Consider the following 18,934-nt stretch of genomic DNA (forward strand, 5'->3'; position numbering starts at 1 on the left):
TCAGATCCCGTCCGGCGTGCGCAGGTCGCGCATGGCCCGACGCTGGTCGCGCTTTTCATCGCGCAGACTGGGCGGTGTCACGGGTTCCGCGCCCTGCGGCCCGACCATCCAGCTCAGGGGCCTGCGCTTTGTGCCGATGGATTTCTGCAAGAGCAGCAATCCCTCCAGCAGGGCTTCGGGACGCGGGGGACAGCCGGGCACGTACACATCCACGGGCAGGAAACTGTCCACGCCCTGCACGACACTGTAAATGTCATACATGCCGCCGGAATTGGCGCACGACCCCATGGAGATCACCCAGCGTGGCTCCAGCATCTGATTGTAAAGATGCTGGATAACCGGAGCCATTTTGACGAAAACGGTGCCGGAAATGACAATCAGGTCGGCTTCGCGTGGTGTGGCGCGCAGGACTTCGGACCCGAAACGGGCGATGTCGAAACGGCTGGTGAATGCCGTCGCCATTTCCACATAGCAGCATGACAGGCCGAAATTCAGCGGCCAGATCGAGTTTTTCTGCCCCCACGATACAAAATCCTGTAACCGGCCCATGACCAGATTGCGGCGGAGGGTTTCACTGAAACTGGGTGAAGGCTGCGCGTCTCTGGGCGCGCCGGGGGAGGAAAGAGACCAGCTCATGATGCGAGGTCCTTTCGGGTATCCGTTACACGGCGTGGGCGAACCTGCGGTCCCCAGTCCAGCGCTCCGGCTCTCCACAGATAGGCAAGGGAAATTGCCAGAAAGACAATAAAGGCGAGCGCCGCGCCATAGCCGATCCAGCCCGTTTCGGTCACAACGGTCGCCCATGTCAGGAGAATGGCTGTTTCGACATCAAAAATGACGAAGAACATGGCCACCAGATAATACTGTACAGGTAAGCGCAGGTGCGCCGATCCCGTGGGGATGATGCCGGACTCAAAAGGCATGGACATGGAGCGGCCCATGGCTCTGCCGCTCCGTCGGGTGCCGGTTATGGCGGACAGCCCCATCATGCCGGCCAGCACTATTCCTATGACAATGGCATAGGTAAAAATCGACCATATACTGGAAACATTTTCCATACTGGCAATTCCGTTTCTGTCTGTTCTGAACGGAGGCTATTTGTGTAGTGCTATTGGTCGTGACGGATGACAGGCGGCTGCGGTCCGGGGAGGAGTGTGTCCTCTGACGCATTCCGGTTCACTGAAAGAAACGTCAGAATGCGTTATCAGTCGCCTATACGCGGCAGGAAGAGGGAAGTTGCGGCTCCATCGTGCAAGTTTTTCACGAAATGGGACGGCCTGTTATGAGAAGTAGTCTTCTCTTGATTTTCTGTTTTTCGTATCAGGTGAGTATGGACGGAAAGTAATCGCAGGATACGGCTGGAAGCGGTCTTTTGGAGTGCAGGAAGACCGGGATTACGGGCGTCCGCTCTGAATATTCTGGAGGAGAATCCCCGCTGTGTCTGATGTCTCACCGTCTCTGGACGGAAAGCTGTCCAGCTTTCTCTAAAATTTACACACCGGGCTCAAGGAGGCTGCATCCTTTGGGAGGCAGGGCAAAACCCGGGACAGTTGCCATCCATGTCGAAACATTTCGGATTTTGCGCTGAATCCCGTCAGTGGTGCAGGGGGCAGGTGGTTTTCTCACCGGGCAGATGATCGAAATTGCAGGAAATGCTTCCGTCCACGGGGCTGTTGTTCGGGTCTGGCTTGGGGCAGCACGCAGCCAGAAGGATGCCGAACGCCGTAAGGATGAGGATATTGCGTTTCATGATGCCTGCTGTTTCTTTCTCAATGGGTGCGGTTCTGTACACGAAAAATGAGGTCCGGCACGACGGGATTATTCCTGTATGTGAGACGGATGGTCGTGCGGAGCCTTTTCTGCGGCGGACAGGCGGGCGGCCTGGGCGGCGACGCGCGTGTCCTGTTCACGGATCAGCCAGTATACGACGCCGAGCGCCAGCACCGCCGCGGAGAAGGCGATCATTTCCATGGGGTGGACCTCGTTGAGGTCGAGGATAATGAATTTCCGGGAGACGGCGAGAAGCGCGATCAGCACGATCGTGCGGACGCGCACGACGTCCTTGTTGTGCGACAGGCTGATCCGGAGCGAGCTTTTGAACTCCAGGGCGATGATGACGGTGAAGATATTGCCGAACACGCTCTGGAAGGTCGGCGCGTTGTCCGGGCTGATCTGACCGAACCATGCGAGCCGCCAGACTTCTTTCGTGAGGCTCCAGGTGGCGATTGCCGTGATGATCATGATCAGTGCTGTCAGGATCAGCATGATCAGAAGTTCGAACCCTTCGTAGAGATTCATTTCCCGGAAGCTGCGTCCGAGACGCAGGGCTTCCCGCGAGAAGGGATCGTGAGGTTCTTTTCCGTCCCCTGAACCGTCCATTTCTGACTTTCCTTATCGATGCGTGTCGGTTCTCTGATGCGGATAGTGTCGCAGGCATCGCACGGCGGGTCCAGCCGCGAACGGGATGACCGGTATGTCCGTCCGCTTCCCCCGCGCTTTCGTCGACCGTGATATGCTGCGCCAACTGCCGGGAACGGCATGGCTCATTGGGGAAGGCGGGAGGGCAAGGGTGCTCGTACATGAAGGCGCGGAACGGGATGTGGTGGCTGACCGGCGTCTTGGCTGTTCACTTGCCGCTGTCGCGGGAGCCGTCAATGCCGCAGGGTTTCTGGCGGTCGGGTACTATTCCGCCAACATGACGGGGAATGTTTCCACGCTGGCGACGGCGCTGCATGCTGGGCATGTGGCGCTGCTTATGTCCTGCATCGGACTGATCGGCGCTTTTGTTGTCGGGGCGGTGCTGGCTACGCTTCTGGTCAATGCGGGACGGCGGTGGGCTCTGTCGTCCGTCTATGCATGGAGCATTCTGCTGGAGGCCTGTCTGCTCGGTCTTCTGGCGCTGGTCGATATTCTGCTCCCGGGGACGCATCGCGGCGTGATGCTGGCCTACGGGCTGAGTTTTCTGATGGGGCTGCAGAACGCCACTGTCACGCGCATATCGGGAGCGCGCGTGCGGACCACTCATATGACGGGAATGCTGACTGATGTCGGCATCGAGCTCGCGGACTGGCTGGATTCCTTTTTCCATTCCACTGATCCGGCACAGCTTGCTCGCACGCGGGAGCGACTGTGGCTGCATGGGGCGATTGTTCTGTCCTTTACAACCGGAGGTATTGCCGGCGCGTTTCTTTATGGGTGGTGGTCAGGTCGTTTTCTGTTGCTGCTCGCGGTGCTGCTGGCCTGCCTGTCACTTCCCGGCACGGTCCGACGGGCTGATGTATTGTCGTCAGCAGAAAACATGGTCCAGAAGAACAGTTCGAATATGTAATATCTGTTGGATGCGGGCTGTTCAGACCGCCATTCGCGGGATCATTCGATGGCCTGATCCGCGTCTCTTTCTTTCAGTTTTCGTTCTGATGTCTGTGCCGTTGGCCTGTCGGACATCCATGTCATCGCGCTTTCCATACGATCAGGAAGTCAACGGACAGAAGGGGCCCGTTACAGCCCAGGGGAACGCCTACACGCCTCATGTGTGGAGCAATAACCCGCCAGCAGTCCCCCGCCTGTTATGGCGCTGCTCCACCCGACATCCGCACCGCCGCCATCGTTCGTGACAAGGGTCAACGGAATGGCGGCACTCCAGCGTAGGCCGTCACCATCTGTCCTGCCAGCGTAGGGCGCATGCGTCACGTTTGGGGATGTCACGCATCTGTGGAGAGAGATGTCCCAATCTGGCCCATGATACGTCTTTGCTGGACCATCATTCCCGTTGCTGTCTTCGCTGTCTGGTTCTCATCATGAGTGACTTGAGAAACACTCCGATGAAAGCAGTCCATGAAAGACCGTATCCATAACAAGATATTTCTTGATCGCATTATGACGGCTGAAGAAGCCGCAGCATTGATCCGGAATAGGGATGTCATCGCCACGAGCGGTTTTACCGGCGCGGGATATCCCAAGGCGGTGCCGGAAGCTCTCGCTCGGCGCATTGAAACGGCACATGCTTCTGGCGAACCTTTCACGGTGCGGCTCCTGACCGGAGCCTCGACGGGGCCGCAACTCGATGGCGTTCTCGCCAGAGTCAATGGTGTGGCGTTTCGCTGTCCCTACAACGGAGACACCGCGATGCGGACGCGGATCAACGAGGGCAGCACGCTCTATCTCGACATGCATCTCGGGCAGGTGGCGCAAAAGGCGCGGCAGGGACAGTTTGGCAGGCCTGACGTGGCTATCATCGAAGCAGTCGCGGTGACACCGGATGGACGGCTCATTCTCAGTTCTTCCGTCGGCAACAGCCCTGCATGGGTGCAGATCGCGGACAAGATCATCATTGAGATCAATACGTGGCAGAACCCGGAGCTTGCAGGGATCCACGACATATGGGGAGGCGTGCGGATGCCGCCGGACGGGCAGGTCATTCCCCTGATGCGTCCGGGTGACCGTATTGGAAGCGGCACACTTCCGATCGACCTCGACCGTCTTGCTGCTGTCGTGATCACGGACGAGCCGGACCGTAACGCGCCCTTTGCGGAGCCGGACACGACCGCGCGGGAGATTGCGGGGCATGTCATGGAGTTTTTCGAACATGAGGTGAGGCAGGGGCGGCTTCCGCCGTCGCTGCTGCCGCTCCAGAGTGGTGTTGGAAATATTGCCAATGCCGTGCTGGAAGGTCTGAATACGAGCCGGTTTGAAAATCTGACCGGCTTCAGCGAGGTCATTCAGGATGGCATGCTGTCCATGCTGGAAAGCGGGCGCATGACGGTCGCTTCGGCTTCTTCCTTTTCCCTGAGTCCGGAAGCGGCGCACCGTATCAATGACAATGCCGCTTTCTTCCGCCAGAAGATCGTGTTGCGACAGCAGGAAGTCAGCAACAGTCCCGAACTGATCCGACGCCTTGGGATCATCGCCATGAATGGCATGATCGAGGCGGATATCTATGGCAACGTCAATTCCACCTGCGTCATGGGATCACGGATCCAGAATGGCATTGGTGGCTCGGGTGATTTTGCACGCAATGCGTTCCTGTCTCTCTTCGTCTCTCCATCGACCGCCAGGGGTGGCAAAATATCCGCCTTTGTGCCGATGGTGCCCCATACCGACCATATCCTGCAGGACGTGCAGATCATTGTCTCCGAACAGGGGCTTGCGGACCTGCGCGGGCTTGCTCCGGTTGAGCGGGCGCGGGAGGTTATCAACAAATGCGCGCATCCGGATTTCCGGCCAGCTCTACAGGACTATTTCGAGCAGGCCCGTCAGCACAGCTTCGGCCAGCATATTCCGCATCATCTGCCGGCAGCTCTTGCCTGGCATCAGCGTTATATGGAAACCGGAAGCATGGTGGGCTGAACAAGAGCCGGAAACAGGATGACCGAACTTCTGATTGTCTTTGTGGTGAGTGAGGGTGTCCAGTTGATGGATATAGCCGGGCCAGCCGATGTTTTCGCAGAAGCCAATACCCTTCATGGCAGGCCGCTTTACCGGTCTGTCATTGTGGCACGAGAGAAGGATATCCGGAGTTCCAGCGGTTTCAGCCTGAGGGCTGACCTGTTGTTGGGTGATGTCAGCACCAGATGCGTTGATACGCTGCTTGTAGCGGGCGCACCTGACGCCGCCGCAAGACCCTGTGATCCGGTTTTGACCGGCTGGTTACGGCAGGAAGCACCCCGCGCCCGTCGTTTTGGCTCGATCTGTGGAGGCGTCTTTCCACTGGCGGAATCCGGCCTGTTGGATGGACAGACTATCGCCGCGCACTGGGCTGATGTGGACTGCGTCCGCCAGCGGTTTCCGGCCGTCACAGTGGATGCGGATGCGATCGTGCGGGAGGAAGGCGCTCTGCGGACTGCGGCCGGTGTGTCATCCGGTCTCGATCTGGCGCTTTCGCTGGTGCGGGAGGATCTGGGCGAGCGGATTGCCCGTGATGTCGCCCGGCAGCTCGTACTGTTCTACAAACGGCCCGGCGGTCAGTTGCAATACAGTCGGCAGAGAGAATTGTCTCCGGCCGGGCGGTCGGCATTGCAGTCCCTGCAGCGCCGGATCATGCAGCAGCCGGATGCTGAATACAGTGTAAAAGCGATGGCGGAAATGGTGGCGCTGGAACGCCGGCAACTGACGCGGCTTTTTGCTCAGGAAACGGGGCTGTCACCTGCCCGGTGGGTCGAGCAGACACGTCTCGCCATCGCGCGTGGTCTGCTTGAAGACGGACGAAAACCGCCAAAAGTTGTGGCGGCGGAAGCAGGTTTCGGGTCTGTCAGGGTTTTGCGAAGGGTGTTCCAGCATCATCTGGGCGTGACTCCCGCCGAATACAGGAAGCGTTTTGGGCAACTGCGCTGATCCTGTCTGTGCGCAGATCAGCTTTTTCTTCTTCTATGCGTCAACGACTGTTTCCCTCCATGCCACGCGTGCGAGAGCCGTGCTGGCCAGGGCCACCAGACCGATCAGGACAGCACAGCCGAGCCAGCCGCGATGCGCGTAGAGAGGGGCTGGGGCGACAGCGCCGAGGCTTCCGCCCAGATAATAGCAGGTGAGATAGAGACCGGTCGCCGCAGACCGTCCTTCCCTGGCATGTCGTGCGGTATAGCCGGTGGCGCAGGATTGTCCGGCAAAGACGGCCATGCAGGACAGAGCCAGTCCAATCACGATAGGAGGGAGATGGACGGAAAGTGTCAGGGCAATTCCGGCAATCCCGGCGATCTGCGACAGCAGAAAGGCCCGCGTGCGCCCGATCGTGCCGATAAGGCGACCGAAAAAAGGTGTGACTGTGACAGGCAGGATGAAGACCACGAACAGAGCGCCGACTTCAATTGAAGTCAGGCTGAATGGAGGTGCGCTCAGACGCAGGCTCAGATAGGTAAAGGACGTGACCTGCTGAAACAGCAGGCTGGCGCCGACAAAACAGGTGGCCAGCAGCCGCCAGTCGCGCACACCTTTTGCGACACTCCATAAGCTTTTACCAAGGGATGTGCTGGGCCTGAACTGGCGCTCCATGGGCAGACAGAATATGGCGAGCGCAAGAACAAGAATCAAAAGAACTGCGAAAACGAGAAAAGTGGAGAGCCATCCAGTAAAGGACGCAGCAGCGCCGGCAAGGAAGCGTCCACAGAACCCGCCGAACGCAGTGCCTGCGACATATACTCCGTTCATGGTGGTTGCGGTACGCCCGGACCATTCTTCTGCGATATAGGCGAGGGCCGCAGTGAAGATGAAGGGCACCAGCAACCCTTGTGCAAACCGCAGGGAGAGGAGAGCCGTAAAATTCCATGCCAGAGCGCAGGAAGCGGTTATGACAATCAGCGCGATGAGGGCTGCGACCATCACACGCTTGCGTCCGAAACGGTCAGAGACCGCTCCGGCCAGAGGGGCTGCGACTGCTACGCCCAGCGTGGAGGTGCTGATTGTCCAGGCGCTTGCGCCAAGGCTGAGGCCAAACCGGCGGGCGATATCAGGCAGGATGGGCTGGGTGGCATAGACATTCAGAAGCGCGCAACTGCCCAGAGCGAAGAGTGCCGCCGTCTGACGGAGTGGGACTGCTGTATTCGCTGCCGCCTCATTTTGCATCGTAATTGTGTCTGAACGGTTCATGACTGATCCCGCCAGACGAGATGCTCGGGCCGTTTGTGGGTGGTAATCTGTGCGTGGGGACTGGGTATGGTCATTGTTGTTATTCAGCACAACCGATTTGTGAATTGCCTCTTTGAGGGCGTTGGGCTTACGGTGACGAACGAGTGTTCGTGAGTCAAAGAACAAATGCGAGAGCCGGTCCCCCTGCGCGACATCGTGATCGAAGCGCGCGAACTGTTTCGTGAGTACGGTTATGAAGGCGCGTCGATGCGAAATCTTGCCCGGCGTGTGGGGTTGCGTCCGCAGAGCCTTTATACGCGCTTTTCCTCAAAAGAAGCGCTGGTATCTGAAGTTCTGGCCCTGACGCTCGAGGAAACGCTGCAGGACTTGCCGGACCCCGCCAGAAACTGGCGCGCTGCATGGCGGACGCTGATAGGACGCATCGAGAAAACATTGGAGAGCCGCAATCGCTGTGTCGGGCTGCATCTGGCTTATGGAATGATGTCCATCACGCCTGATGCGCAGGAAGCCGTCAGGGCATTCTTCAACTCTGTCCGGGAAGCCATGATCCGCATCCTGCGGGCGGGAAAGATCGCGTCACCGGCAGCTATTGCCGTTGACACGCTGGCTCAACTGGAAGGGGCGACGCTCTGGATTGCGACGGAAGGGGACAGCAGGCCCTTGAAGCGTGCTGTCAGACGCGCCCTGCAACTGGCTGATCCTGTGCGCGGGCATGGAAAGAAGAGCGGGCCGTCATCATGACCGATATTCTGCTGTTCGTCTCGGTTGTCGTGGTCTGGGGGCTGACGTGGTTCGCCATGCACCTTCAGTTTGGAACGGCGCCAGTAGAGATCGCGATTTTCTGGCGTTTCGCGCTTTCTCTCGTTCTGCTCGGTGGCTGGTTATGTCTGACGGGACGGTTGAGAAAACCGGCAGCGGCAAGTATTCCGTGGCTGGTCGCGATGGGGATTTGTCTGTTTTCCGGCAACTATCTCGTGCTCTATCGGTCGGCTGCCTATCTGTCCAGCGGCATGATTTCGGTGATTTTCAGTCTGGCCAGCGTTCTGAACGCCCTGAACCTCTGGCTGTTCTTCCGTCAGCGGCTCGACGCACGGATTATCGGAGGCGGTCTTCTGGGGGTAATGGGGGTCGCGCTGCTGCTGGATGGAGATCATGGGGGCGGCCTGCAGGCGGGCAGTCTCACCGGGGTCGGGCTGGCTCTGGCGGGAACTCTCTTCTTTTCGCTTGGCAATATGGTTACCCGCAGGATCGGTCGGTTCGATCTGGATCTGCCAAATGCCGTTTTCTATGCAATGGGAATCGGGACCCTCGTTGTGGGAACCGTAGCTCTGACGCAGGGATATAGTTTCGTAGTTCCGCTGACCGCAGCGTGGTTTGGGGGACTGGTCTATCTGTCGGTGTTCGGCTCGGTCATCGGTTTTCTGACGTACCTGTCGCTGGTGCACCGGATCGGAGCGGACAGAGCGGGCTATACGACAATCCTTTCTCCTGTTCTGGCCCTTGCTGTGTCATGTGTTTTTGAAGGCACGCGATGGACGCCTGTCATGCTGGCAGGACTTGGTCTCGTCCTCGCGGGCAACGTGCTGGCCTTTGTGCGCCATCGTCCTGTTCCAGTGCCTGTCGAGGTTGAGCAGGCATGAATCTTCGTAATCCTCACCATGCAGAAAGGCGACAGATATGACAAACGAAGCCCTGATCATTGTGGATCTGCAGAACGATTATTTCCCGGGTGGACGTTGGCCGTTGGTGGGCATCGAGGATGCGGCTGCCAACGCACGTCTTGTCCTGAACCGCTTTCGGGAAAAAGAGATGGCAGTTGTCCATATCCGTCATGAATTCCCGGCTGATAATGCGCCGTTTTTTGCGCCGGGTTCACATGGTGCACAGATCAACGAGCTTGTCATGCCGAATGACGGGGAACCAGTAGTTCTTAAACATCATCCGAACGCATTCCGGGATACGAACCTCAGGACACTTCTGGATGGGCAGGGCATCCGGAAACTGACAATTCTTGGAGCGATGAGTCACGTCTGCATTGATGCGACTGTCCGTGCCGCAGTCGATTTCGGATACGACGTGACGGTGGTGCATGACGCGATCGCCACCCGAGATCTTGAATTTGAAGGAACGACAGTTCCAGCGAGGCAGGTTCATGCGGCCTATATGGCCGCTCTCGCTTTTGCATACGCGCAGGTTGTGTCTACAGGCGATTATCTTTCCAGATAAAACTATGAAAGATTTTATGACGATTGAATGCTCGTCTTTTGCAAAGGTCAGACGGGAGTAGATTGATATCATAGCGGACCAAGACCCGATCTTTTGGGAATTTCCCGGAAAAACGGAATGACTTGATGCTCTTTTCGTTCCGTTGGAGGCTTGAAACGGCATCAGGCTATGCCATTGCCACACCATGTATCGTCACGGATGGTGCTCAGGTGGCGGCAATGCAGTATCTGACTGAACGGATGAAATTTGTTGTGGTATCAATTAGTTGTCGGGTTTAATAACGGATTTTAACGCGGCAGCAGAATAGCAGAAGAAAGCATGTTGGCGTTATTCTGTCTGGTAGAAGTATCGATATGATAAAGGATGCCTGCTTCGCGCAGGATGTAATTCCTATTATCTGCCAATAGAATTCTGATTTGCGAAATGGATTTCTAAAAAAGTTTATTTTGGAATCGTAGTATTCTAGCGTTTTATGGTTTGGAAAATTGTGCTGGAATCGATCTCGCGCGAATGTCGCCGTAACATATCAACCTTCTCTATTATGCTGTTATTCTTTTCTCCGTGCGAGCAGAAATTGTCGGATGGTATGATAAAACTGTAACGGAAAATCTGGGACTATTCGAAACCATAATTGACTTTCTGAAGGAGACTCTGCGCACGATAAAATCGGTATCCTACTGACTGACGCTGCAAGGCATTGCCTTTCGATGCGATCATGCAGAAATATCGTTCTGCGCGCGAGAAATACCTGATGACAGTCTTTTATAACTCACATCGGTCGTAGGGAAAGGGTGAAGCCGGACGTTTTGCTTTCAGTTTAACGTTTGGATACGACTTCATGATGCCATTTGATAGCTCTATAAATATTCCAGAGAATCCAATGATACGTGTTCTTATGACCAAAAAAAGCAGAAGCCAGAGAGGTCAATGCATTCTCTCGAAGAATAAGAACTGGAAATAAAATCTGCTGACACGCTGGTCGTCGTTTAAAGCAACTTCCATACGATAATATAATATTATCTTACTGTTCTTGGTGGGTAGGATATATGGTGCAGAAATCATAAACGATCACTCGCAAATCCTGATATTTTCATTTTGTTTTCATTTTTAAAATACATCGCGGATGGGCGCGGTTAATCACTCTGAAACACCTCTTTTGTAGAGATCTCTAGGACGTCTTGTCTTTATCTACAGTGTAATAATGTCCGGGAGGTCGGTGGCCGTTGCCATGAATATGCACTATGGTTCTGCGCATATTGAGTATATTGCGTATCATTTCGGCAATCAGCACCCTTTGAAACAGACTTTCCGGCAGGTCTCCTCACGATCATTCCGCTCCGTTGTGGCCGGGGCGTTACGCTAAATGGAACGGCATCAGACATCCAAGCTGCTGCGCATGATCGATAACATGCCGGTTGCTGTCATGACGGTTGATCCGGACGACTTTACGATCACGTACGCTAACGAGACATCCAAGGATCTGATCCGTCAGATCGAGCATCTCCTTCCCATTCAGGCAGAGAATCTTGTCGGGACATCAATCGATGTCTTTCACCGACATCCCGAACATCAGCGACGGCTTATATCGGATCCGGCCAATCTTCCGCACAGCGCCCGCATCCGGCTCGGCCCCGAGGCGCTGGATCTCAAAGTGACCGCCATTACGGCCGACAATGGTGATTTTCTCGGGCCGATGCTCACCTGGGCGCTTGTTACACGAGAGGTTGCCGCTGAAGAACGCATCCTCAGACTGGCGCAGTATGATACGCTCACGGGGCTGGCGAACCGCAACACCTTTCAGGAGTGGATCGAGGATCGGCTGGCTCAGCCCGGCCACCGTATGGCCGTCTTCTTTCTTGATCTCGATGGCTTCAAGACCATAAACGACACCAGAGGACACGGTGTTGGAGATGCGGTCTTGCGGATCGTTGCCGACCGCCTGCGAACGATCTGCAGCGCTCCAGATCTCCGGATCGGTCGGATTGGCGGCGACGAATTTGCTGTCCTGCTTCCTGATGATGAGTCTGCGCGAGCAGAAACTCTGGCAGGCCGACTGGTGGCAGCGCTCGGGGCGCCCTACAGTTTTGGCGACCACGTGAACATGCAGATTGGCACGTCCATTGGTATTGCCCGATCGCCGGATCATGGCGACACGGTCGAGCAGATTCTCTCTCGCGCCGATATTGCCCTCTATGTCGCAAAAACCGCTGGAAAGGGGAAATACACTGTCTACGAGCCGATCATGGGTGATCGCATCCGTGAGCGCGAACACCTGAAAGCCGATCTCCGGGCTGCGCTTCAGACGATGGAAGACCTGTTCGTCTTTTATCAGCCTATCGTCGATATACGAACGCGGGAGGTCAAGGCCCGCGAAGCTCTTGTCCGCTGGTATCACAGGGAGCGCGGCTGGATCTCGCCCGCCGAATTCATCCCGGTAGCTGAAGAGAGTGGTCTGATCGATCAACTGAGCCGCTTCGTGCTGCACCGCGCATGTTCTGATGCAATGCGCTGGGAGGATGAAGCGCGGGTGGCGGTCAACATGTCCGCAACACAGTTCGGAAACGGCACACTGGCGGCTCTCGTGCGGGAGGCTCTCGCGAAATCGGGTCTGCCTGCCGAAAGACTGGAAATCGAGGTTACCGAAACGGCTCTACTCACTGCGGAACACGATGTGGTTGGTGATTTTCAACAACTGCACCGGTTGGGCGTGCGCATTGCGCTCGATGATTTTGGTACGGGATACTCTTCGCTGGCCCATCTGCGGCTGTATTCATTTGACAAGATCAAAATCGACGGATCGTTCGTCCGTGACGCGGTCACACGGCCTGACTGCGCCGCCGTGGTCAAAGCGGTAGCGGATCTCGGCCGGCGTCTCGGTGTCACAACGGTCGCAGAGGGTGTGGAGACCGTCGAGCATCTTGAGCGGGTGATGGAAGAGGGATGCAGTGAAATTCAGGGGTATCTGATAAAGAGACCAGGACCGGAGCCGGTCGATCAGCCGCGGGTTATGGAAATCAACCGTCTCTTACAGGCGCGGCAAGCAAGAGTCTGAAGCTCTCTGGGAGGGGATGATTCTGGAGAAGAATGAACGAGTTTGTCTGTGTTTATGCTGACCGTATCTTGCGCCACAGCTCAACCGGACCTGATTTGCGGTCAGTGAGTCATGACGCTTTGGCCATACTGCTGAACATCCGTCGATAAACTCAATAACTGTTAGCAGACTACAGGTTTGTCCGAAGTTGCCTTGGAGAACGAAAAACCAAACCATGCGCTGATGGTCTGGAGGCTTCCAGAAAACACATTCAGGCACAATAGCCGACGCATTGCCTTCCACTTCTACGATACTCTGTAGAACGGTTTCCTTCTTGACTCTCCACCTTGCAGTTATCTTCGTGGCCTGCTTCCTCAATCCGATCCTGTGCCCGTTAACCTGACAACGCACACTATCCCGTCGGCAAGGAGGGCTGCATTCGAGCACCGTTCTGCTCCCACATTTCGGGTCAACCGGAAAGATAACTGCCAGTCAGGTGACATTGCCTGACTGCCACATGTCTTGCGTAGCGCCTCAAAATCAGCAATGAGATAATGAGAATCAGTCGCATATTGCGAGTCCTGTCGTACAGGCCGCCTGTTGTGCTGAGGTGCGGGAAAGGTATCGGAACTTGGAGCAGAAGGGCTCATTGCTGGTCCTTTATTCAGCCCATCGACGCGATCTGTTGAAATACGCTAACGGGCTGGTAGCTGATCATTCGGTTGCCGAGGATATCGTGCAGGAAGCATGGCTCCGTCTGGACCGGGGCGTCGAGGCTGCGACAGTGAGCGAGCCTCTGCGTTACCTCTATCGGATTGTCCGGAATCTGGCGCTGGATCTGCGTCGTAAAGGTACGCGTGAGCGGGCCGTCTTTACGTCATCTGGGTTCGACAGCGTTGTGGAGCAACAGGCAGACGCGCAACCGGGTCCAGATCAGATCGCACAGGACAAGGCGCAACTGGAGGCTGTGCAGGCAGTCCTCTTGGCCCTGCCCGAGCGAACGCGTGTCGCCTTTGAGATGCACCGCTTTGGAGGGTGCAAATTACGCGAGATTGCAGCGCATCTGAATATTTCCATTGCGATGGCGCATGTGCTGGTCGCGGAGGCCGTGGACGCCTGCAAGCAGCGGGTGGACTGGCCCTGATACACAACTACACAAAGAACGGTTTAGAAAAGGCGTGGCGGATGGCGTCTGATAATATGAGGGCGCCAGACATCTCCCACGTCGGACGCGGGGTCCGGCAGCTTCGTGTCGAAAGGCATTCATGACGGTAACAGATGATCCGGTCCGGCAACAGGCTTCCAGAGAGGCCACGCGCTGGCTCATTCTTCTTCAGGAAGAATCTGACGATCCGGAAATCTCTGCCGAATTCGATGCCTGGCTGGCAGCAGCGTCTGTAAACCGTGAGGCCTGGGCGCAGACTGAAAAGGCCATGGGTCTGGTTGCGCGTCTTTCTCCCGGCAACACCAGTTCCTGGCGCAACAGCACGGGTAGAGGCGTGGATATGCTGACGCAGCCACGTCGGCGGATTCCAAAGCGTGCTGCGTGGACTGGGTCTGTCGTCGCTCTCGCGGCGTGCGTTGCGCTGTTCTTTACTGCTTCCAGCCTGCTGCTTCGTGTGCGAGCGGATGTCATGACCGGAACGGCTGAGACGCGGGTCTTACATATGGCGGATGGCAGCGAGGTGACTCTGGCTCCCGGAAGTGCGGTCAGCATTAACAATAAAGATGGTCGCCGTAGTGTGACGCTACTGGCCGGCGAGGCGCTTTTTTCCGTCGTACATGACCCGGCGCATCCGTTCGTTGTGAAAACAGGAAATTTCACCACAACCGATATTGGAACCGTCTTTGATGTGCGTCGGACAGAAAGCGGTGTGGATGTTGCTGTGCGCTCGGGCCGAGTGCAGGTCAGTGGCGGCAGTATCCTCGCTCAGGGCCTGGAGCTTGGAGCCGGGCGGGGACTGACCGCATCCGCATCCGGTTTCCATGCTGACGAACGGTCTGCCGAGCAGGTAGGAGCGTGGGCGGATGGTCTGCTGGTCGCCAACGATGAACCGCTCGGACAGGTCGTCGCCAGATTGAAGCCCTATCTTTCCGGCATGGTCATCGTGCCGTCTCATCTGTCGTCGCAGCGTGTGTCAGGAGTTTATAGTCTGACCGATCCCGGACGGGCTCTGGAAGCGGTTGCGCAGGCACGGCAGGGCAGTGTTCATCGGTATAGCCGCTGGCTGACGATTCTGCGCTGAGGCGAAGCGTAGCTGGCGTCATTCTGCACACGATTTAAGAAAAAATCGGTGAAGTGAGATTTTTATTGGAAAACACATCGTCGCCGTCGTTGTGAGGGTAGAGGGATACGAATGCAATGCATTCTCAACTGATGGGTTGAGGCGAAACACAGGTCCCGTAACAGGACACGACGGAGACAACAGGGTGACGTCAGGGACCGCCGTCCGGCCAGTAGTGCGCCGGGAAGACGACAGCAGATCCATCATGCTTATGCGCCTGCTTCTGACAACGACAGCAGCCACAGCGCTTACATTGGCAGGGCCCGTTCGGGCGCAATCGGCAAGCACTACTGTGACCGGGAGCGCGGCCGCGTCGAACACGCACGCGTACGATATTGGAGTGCAGCCTCTGGCTTCAGCCTTGATGAGTTTCGGAAAGCAGTCCGGGCTTCAGGTTACCGCAGGTGGAGAGCTTCTGCGTGGTGTGAAAACATCCGGCGTACATGGACAATTGACGTCCCGGCAGGCGCTGGGCCAGCTTCTTGCAGGCACAGGATTGAGTTACGTGGTTTCAGGTAATGGAACCGTGATTCTGACGAAGACCGCTGCCAGCATAACTCTTGGTCCCGTCCGAGTTCAGGGGGCTTACGGCACGGAGAATCCCAGAGGTCCGGGCGTTGGTTATGTGGCGCAGACTACGATGTCAGGCACAAAAACAGATACGCCGATTACGGAAATTCCGAATTCGATTTACGTTGTGACGAAACAGCAGATGCAGGACCAGCAGGTTCAGAATCTGGCAGAGGCGTTACGCTACACACCGGGAATCTATGCTGAGGGTATGGGCCAGCAGACTAACGGAGCGGCGGCGGGGTTTGGTGGTGGTTCTTTCATACAGCGGGGTTTTTCTTCATCGCAGTTTATCGATGGATTGATTTCGAACTCTGAGGTAGCGCTGGATCCGTCCTTCATCGAGCGGGTTGAAACGATCAATGGCCCTACTTCCGTAATGTATGGACAAGCGGCCCCTGGGGGTATCATCAACGAGAGTCTGAAACGACCTACTGATACGCCGCTGAGAAATGTATCTGTGGGTTTTGGTAACTGGAACCGTTATCAGGCAACATTTGATGTCAGTGACAAAATCACGTCGTCAGGAAATCTGAAATATCGTATCGCGGGCATCGGTGTCTCCCAGAACACTCAGACGAATTATGTCCGCTACCATCGTGTTGGTGTCTCTCCTTCAATTGACTGGAAGATTGATGACAAGACGGATCTGACCCTGATTGGAAACTACGTTTATACACCAGAAGATGGCGCGTATTCTTCTTATCTTCCGGCTGTAGGAACGCTGTTTCCCGGAAAATACGGACGTCTTTCCAGGCATCTTTTCATGGGAGAGCCGGGATGGAACAATCACAAGGAAACCGGTGGTCTTTTTGAATATCTGTTTTCACATCAGTTCAATTCCCATCTGTCGTTTCATCAGACATTTCGTTATGAGGAATCGAAAACCAATTTCAGCTATGTTTATACGAAATACGGAGCGCTTGATGCTGACGGAGTTACGCAGCCGCGCGTGGCTTTCGCTGTGCCCAACACCACGCGCACTGTCGCACTGGATTCACATCTCCTCGGAAAATACCGAACAGGAGAAGTCCGTCATACAGCGGTCGTTGGTGTCGATTTCTGGGATTATCATTCCAATGGTCAGTATTACCGCTCCGATGCGAACAGTCTGAATATTTACGCGCCACAATATGGGAATTTTACACCGCATTTTGGCTACCCAGGAATGGGGCCGGCGGACGCAACATCCTGGTCATGGTTCGGGCGAGACACCTATGATCAGGTCGGTGTCTATTTTCAGGATCAGATCAGATACAAAGGATTGACTGTGACTGTGGGTGGTCGCGAGGACTGGTTTTCACAAAACAGTTGGTCACAATCAAACTTTCCTTACACGGGTACCAGCAGCACAACGACCTCTCCCTTTTCGACAAAGGCGTTTACCTGGCGGGCCGGTGCGACATATGAACTTGATTTCGGACTTGCTCCGTATTTCAGTTATGCGACATCCTTTCAGCCACAGACGGGTACGGATGTGGAGGGACATGCTTTCAAACCGACGGAAGGCAAGCAGTTTGAGGCTGGTCTGAAATATAAACCGCGTGGTTTCGACGCTCTGTTCACAGCGTCGGCTTTTCACATTGATCAGACGAATGTTCTGACATCAGATCCGCAAAATCCCGGTTATTCCATTCAGACAGGACAGATGACCTCCAAAGGTTTCGAGGTGTCCGCTCAGGCCAACATCACGAAGGATCTGCGTATTCTCGCATCCTACACATATGACGACGTTCGATATTCAAAGAGTACTGATACAACTGTACCGTATTATTACGATCCAACGTCAAATGAGTCAGGATATCATATGCGCGAGGGCGCAGCAGTGCCTCTTAAAGGCAAATATGCTGAGGCTGTGCCACGCAACATGACGTCCATGTTTGTTAATTATGCTCTTCCTGAAGGGAAGCTCAGAGGGCTGGAATTTAATTTTGGCGCCCGTTATGTCGGCTGGACTTATGGCAATACGGCGAACTCTTTCAAAATTCCGGCTTTTATTTTGTTTGATACCGGTGTCCGTTATGATTTTGGAAAGGCTGCGTCTTTTTTGAAAGGGCTTGTCGGGCAGGTAACAATTTCCAATCTCACGAACAAATATTATATTACATCCTGCGGTACAGCGCAGTGTTATATTGGTCAGGGAAGGCGTGTGTATGGGAATTTGTCGTATAACTGGTAAATTTTACAGAAAAACTTAAAATGATTTCATTTATTCCGTCTGGCTGCAGTTGTCAGCACCCATACACAGCCGGGCGATGACATTGTCATCGATCATATCGCTTATCCCGGCATGAAATATGTGCCGTCTGCCGAGGACTTCGTTGCACGAAGCAACGAAGTCCTCAGGCGCTGGATTGGTCTGAAGGAGGTCCGCTTCGTCAGGCATCTGCCGACCACCGTATCGGGCAAGATCACACGCAAACGTCTTCTGGTATCCTGACGGTAGCAGTGCGACCTGCCTTCAGATCGCCTGGCCGCCGGAAACTTCGATCCGCTGCGCGTTGACCCAGCGATTGTCCTCGGACAGCAGGGAGGCGATCATCGGGCCGATGTCGTCAGGAAGGCCGGGACGTCCGAGTGCGGTTGCTTCTGCAATATGACGGGCAATGTCCGGATTGTCCCGCACCATACCTCCCGAGAAATCCGTCTGAATCGCACCCGGCGCTACTGTGTTGACGGCAATACGGCGAGACCCGAGTTCCTTGGCCATGTAATGCGTCATGACTTCTACCGCGCCCTTCATGGCCGCATAGGCAATCCACCCGGGATAGGCGAAGCGCGTCAGACCGGAGGAGATGTTCACGATCCGGCCACCATCGTCGATCAGCGGCAGCAGGGTCTGCGTCAGGAAGAACGGGCCTTTGGCGTGGACACGATAGGCTGCGTCGAAATCCTCTTCGGTCACTTCACCAAACAGTCCGCTATGGGATGTGCCAGCCATGTTAACCAGATAATTGAAGCGCTCGGCACCCCATTCGCGCAGCACGCTGCGGACTTCGTCGGCGAAGGCGGGAAAGGTATGCGTGTCGCCGGTATCGAGTTGCAGGGCCACTGCGCGGGCTCCGCTGCGCTGGACACTATCAACCACCTCATCGGCTGCGGATTTGTTGGTGTGATAGGTGAAGATTGATGAGACGCCACGTCGGGCGAGAGCTTCAACGGTTGCGCGACCCAGTCCACGGCTTCCGCCGGTGACAATGGCGATGGTGTTCGTTGCAGGCATGGGAATCTCCATCTGGTGAGG

At 55.8% G+C, this 18,934-nt stretch carries 17 protein-coding genes; 10 read left to right on the plus strand and 7 right to left on the minus strand.

The features are described from left to right. The 4 genes from GVI59_RS14265 to GVI59_RS14280 all read right to left on the minus strand — a co-directional run bounded on the left by GVI59_RS14265 (window position 1) and on the right by GVI59_RS14280 (window position 2,379). On the minus strand, window positions 1–636 hold the full coding sequence (locus GVI59_RS14265; protein ID WP_173574846.1) for a NuoB/complex I 20 kDa subunit family protein: 636 nt from the start codon (window positions 634–636) through the stop codon (window positions 1–3). Further along, window positions 633–1,058, minus strand: a complete 426-nt coding sequence (locus tag GVI59_RS14270) for an NADH-quinone oxidoreductase subunit A (RefSeq protein ID WP_173574847.1) — start codon at window positions 1,056–1,058, stop codon at window positions 633–635. The genes GVI59_RS14265 and GVI59_RS14270 overlap by 4 nt, the downstream gene beginning before the upstream one ends. Window positions 1,059–1,594: 536 nt before the next feature. Further along, window positions 1,595–1,750 carry a hypothetical protein gene (locus GVI59_RS14275; protein ID WP_173574848.1) on the minus strand — a complete coding sequence of 52 codons (156 nt, stop codon included), beginning with the start codon at window positions 1,748–1,750 and terminating at the stop codon, window positions 1,595–1,597. 68 nt (window positions 1,751–1,818) lie between these two features. Continuing rightward, a complete protein-coding gene (locus GVI59_RS14280) occupies window positions 1,819–2,379 on the minus strand; it encodes a phosphate-starvation-inducible PsiE family protein (RefSeq protein ID WP_173574849.1) in 561 nt (186 codons plus the stop codon). Window positions 2,380–2,569: 190 nt separating this feature from the next. On the opposite strand from GVI59_RS14280, the gene GVI59_RS14285 reads away from it, so the two are divergent. Next, window positions 2,570–3,328, plus strand: a complete 759-nt coding sequence (locus GVI59_RS14285) for a DUF1275 family protein (protein ID WP_173574882.1) — start codon at window positions 2,570–2,572, stop codon at window positions 3,326–3,328. Between the two features lie 170 nt (window positions 3,329–3,498). Here GVI59_RS14285 and GVI59_RS14290 read toward each other — a convergent pair whose 3' ends face one another. Continuing rightward, window positions 3,499–3,705 (minus strand): hypothetical protein, encoded by a 207-nt coding sequence (locus GVI59_RS14290; protein ID WP_173574850.1) that lies wholly within the window; start codon window positions 3,703–3,705, stop codon window positions 3,499–3,501. A 129-nt stretch (window positions 3,706–3,834) separates the two neighbouring features. On the opposite strand from GVI59_RS14290, the gene GVI59_RS14295 reads away from it, so the two are divergent. Together GVI59_RS14295 and GVI59_RS14300 are read left to right on the plus strand one after the other, a co-directional pair. Then, on the plus strand, window positions 3,835–5,346 hold the full coding sequence (locus tag GVI59_RS14295) for an acetyl-CoA hydrolase/transferase family protein (RefSeq protein ID WP_173574851.1): 1,512 nt from the start codon (window positions 3,835–3,837) through the stop codon (window positions 5,344–5,346). An 18-nt stretch (window positions 5,347–5,364) separates the two neighbouring features. Beyond that, the gene (locus GVI59_RS14300; RefSeq protein WP_173574852.1) at window positions 5,365–6,330 is read left to right on the plus strand and encodes a GlxA family transcriptional regulator; all 966 of its coding nucleotides are present in this window, start codon (window positions 5,365–5,367) and stop codon (window positions 6,328–6,330) included. Between the two features lie 33 nt (window positions 6,331–6,363). Here GVI59_RS14300 and GVI59_RS14305 read toward each other — a convergent pair whose 3' ends face one another. After that, entirely contained in the window at window positions 6,364–7,578 is a 1,215-nt protein-coding gene (locus tag GVI59_RS14305) for an MFS transporter (RefSeq protein WP_242013122.1), read from the minus strand. Window positions 7,579–7,743: 165 nt separating this feature from the next. Between GVI59_RS14305 and GVI59_RS14310 the strand changes: the two genes are divergently transcribed. The 7 genes from GVI59_RS14310 to GVI59_RS14340 all read left to right on the plus strand — a co-directional run bounded on the left by GVI59_RS14310 (window position 7,744) and on the right by GVI59_RS14340 (window position 17,869). Then, window positions 7,744–8,319 (plus strand): TetR/AcrR family transcriptional regulator, encoded by a 576-nt coding sequence (locus GVI59_RS14310; RefSeq protein ID WP_173574853.1) that lies wholly within the window; start codon window positions 7,744–7,746, stop codon window positions 8,317–8,319. Then, window positions 8,316–9,218, plus strand: a complete 903-nt coding sequence (locus GVI59_RS14315; RefSeq protein ID WP_173574854.1) for a DMT family transporter — start codon at window positions 8,316–8,318, stop codon at window positions 9,216–9,218. Before GVI59_RS14310 ends, GVI59_RS14315 begins: the two co-directional genes overlap by 4 nt. Window positions 9,219–9,255: 37 nt before the next feature. Then, the gene (locus GVI59_RS14320) at window positions 9,256–9,804 is read left to right on the plus strand and encodes a cysteine hydrolase family protein (protein ID WP_173574855.1); all 549 of its coding nucleotides are present in this window, start codon (window positions 9,256–9,258) and stop codon (window positions 9,802–9,804) included. 1,363 nt (window positions 9,805–11,167) lie between these two features. Further along, window positions 11,168–12,856: a putative bifunctional diguanylate cyclase/phosphodiesterase gene (locus tag GVI59_RS14325; RefSeq protein ID WP_173574856.1), complete on the plus strand. Its 1,689-nt coding sequence runs from the start codon at window positions 11,168–11,170 to the stop codon at window positions 12,854–12,856. Between the two features lie 610 nt (window positions 12,857–13,466). Further along, complete coding sequence (locus GVI59_RS14330) at window positions 13,467–13,979, plus strand: RNA polymerase sigma factor (protein ID WP_194299150.1); 513 nt, start codon at window positions 13,467–13,469, stop codon at window positions 13,977–13,979. Window positions 13,980–14,100: 121 nt separating this feature from the next. Then, on the plus strand, window positions 14,101–15,081 hold the full coding sequence (locus tag GVI59_RS14335) for a FecR family protein (RefSeq protein ID WP_173574858.1): 981 nt from the start codon (window positions 14,101–14,103) through the stop codon (window positions 15,079–15,081). Window positions 15,082–15,265: 184 nt separating this feature from the next. Beyond that, a complete protein-coding gene (locus GVI59_RS14340; RefSeq protein ID WP_338422106.1) occupies window positions 15,266–17,869 on the plus strand; it encodes a TonB-dependent siderophore receptor in 2,604 nt (867 codons plus the stop codon). 282 nt (window positions 17,870–18,151) lie between these two features. On the opposite strand, the gene GVI59_RS14350 is transcribed toward GVI59_RS14340, so the two are convergent. Continuing rightward, window positions 18,152–18,913 (minus strand): SDR family NAD(P)-dependent oxidoreductase, encoded by a 762-nt coding sequence (locus GVI59_RS14350; protein WP_173574859.1) that lies wholly within the window; start codon window positions 18,911–18,913, stop codon window positions 18,152–18,154. Window positions 18,914–18,934 lie beyond the last annotated feature (21 nt).

The organism is Acetobacter sicerae (assembly GCF_011516765.1).
Lineage (GTDB): Bacteria > Pseudomonadota > Alphaproteobacteria > Acetobacterales > Acetobacteraceae > Acetobacter > Acetobacter sicerae.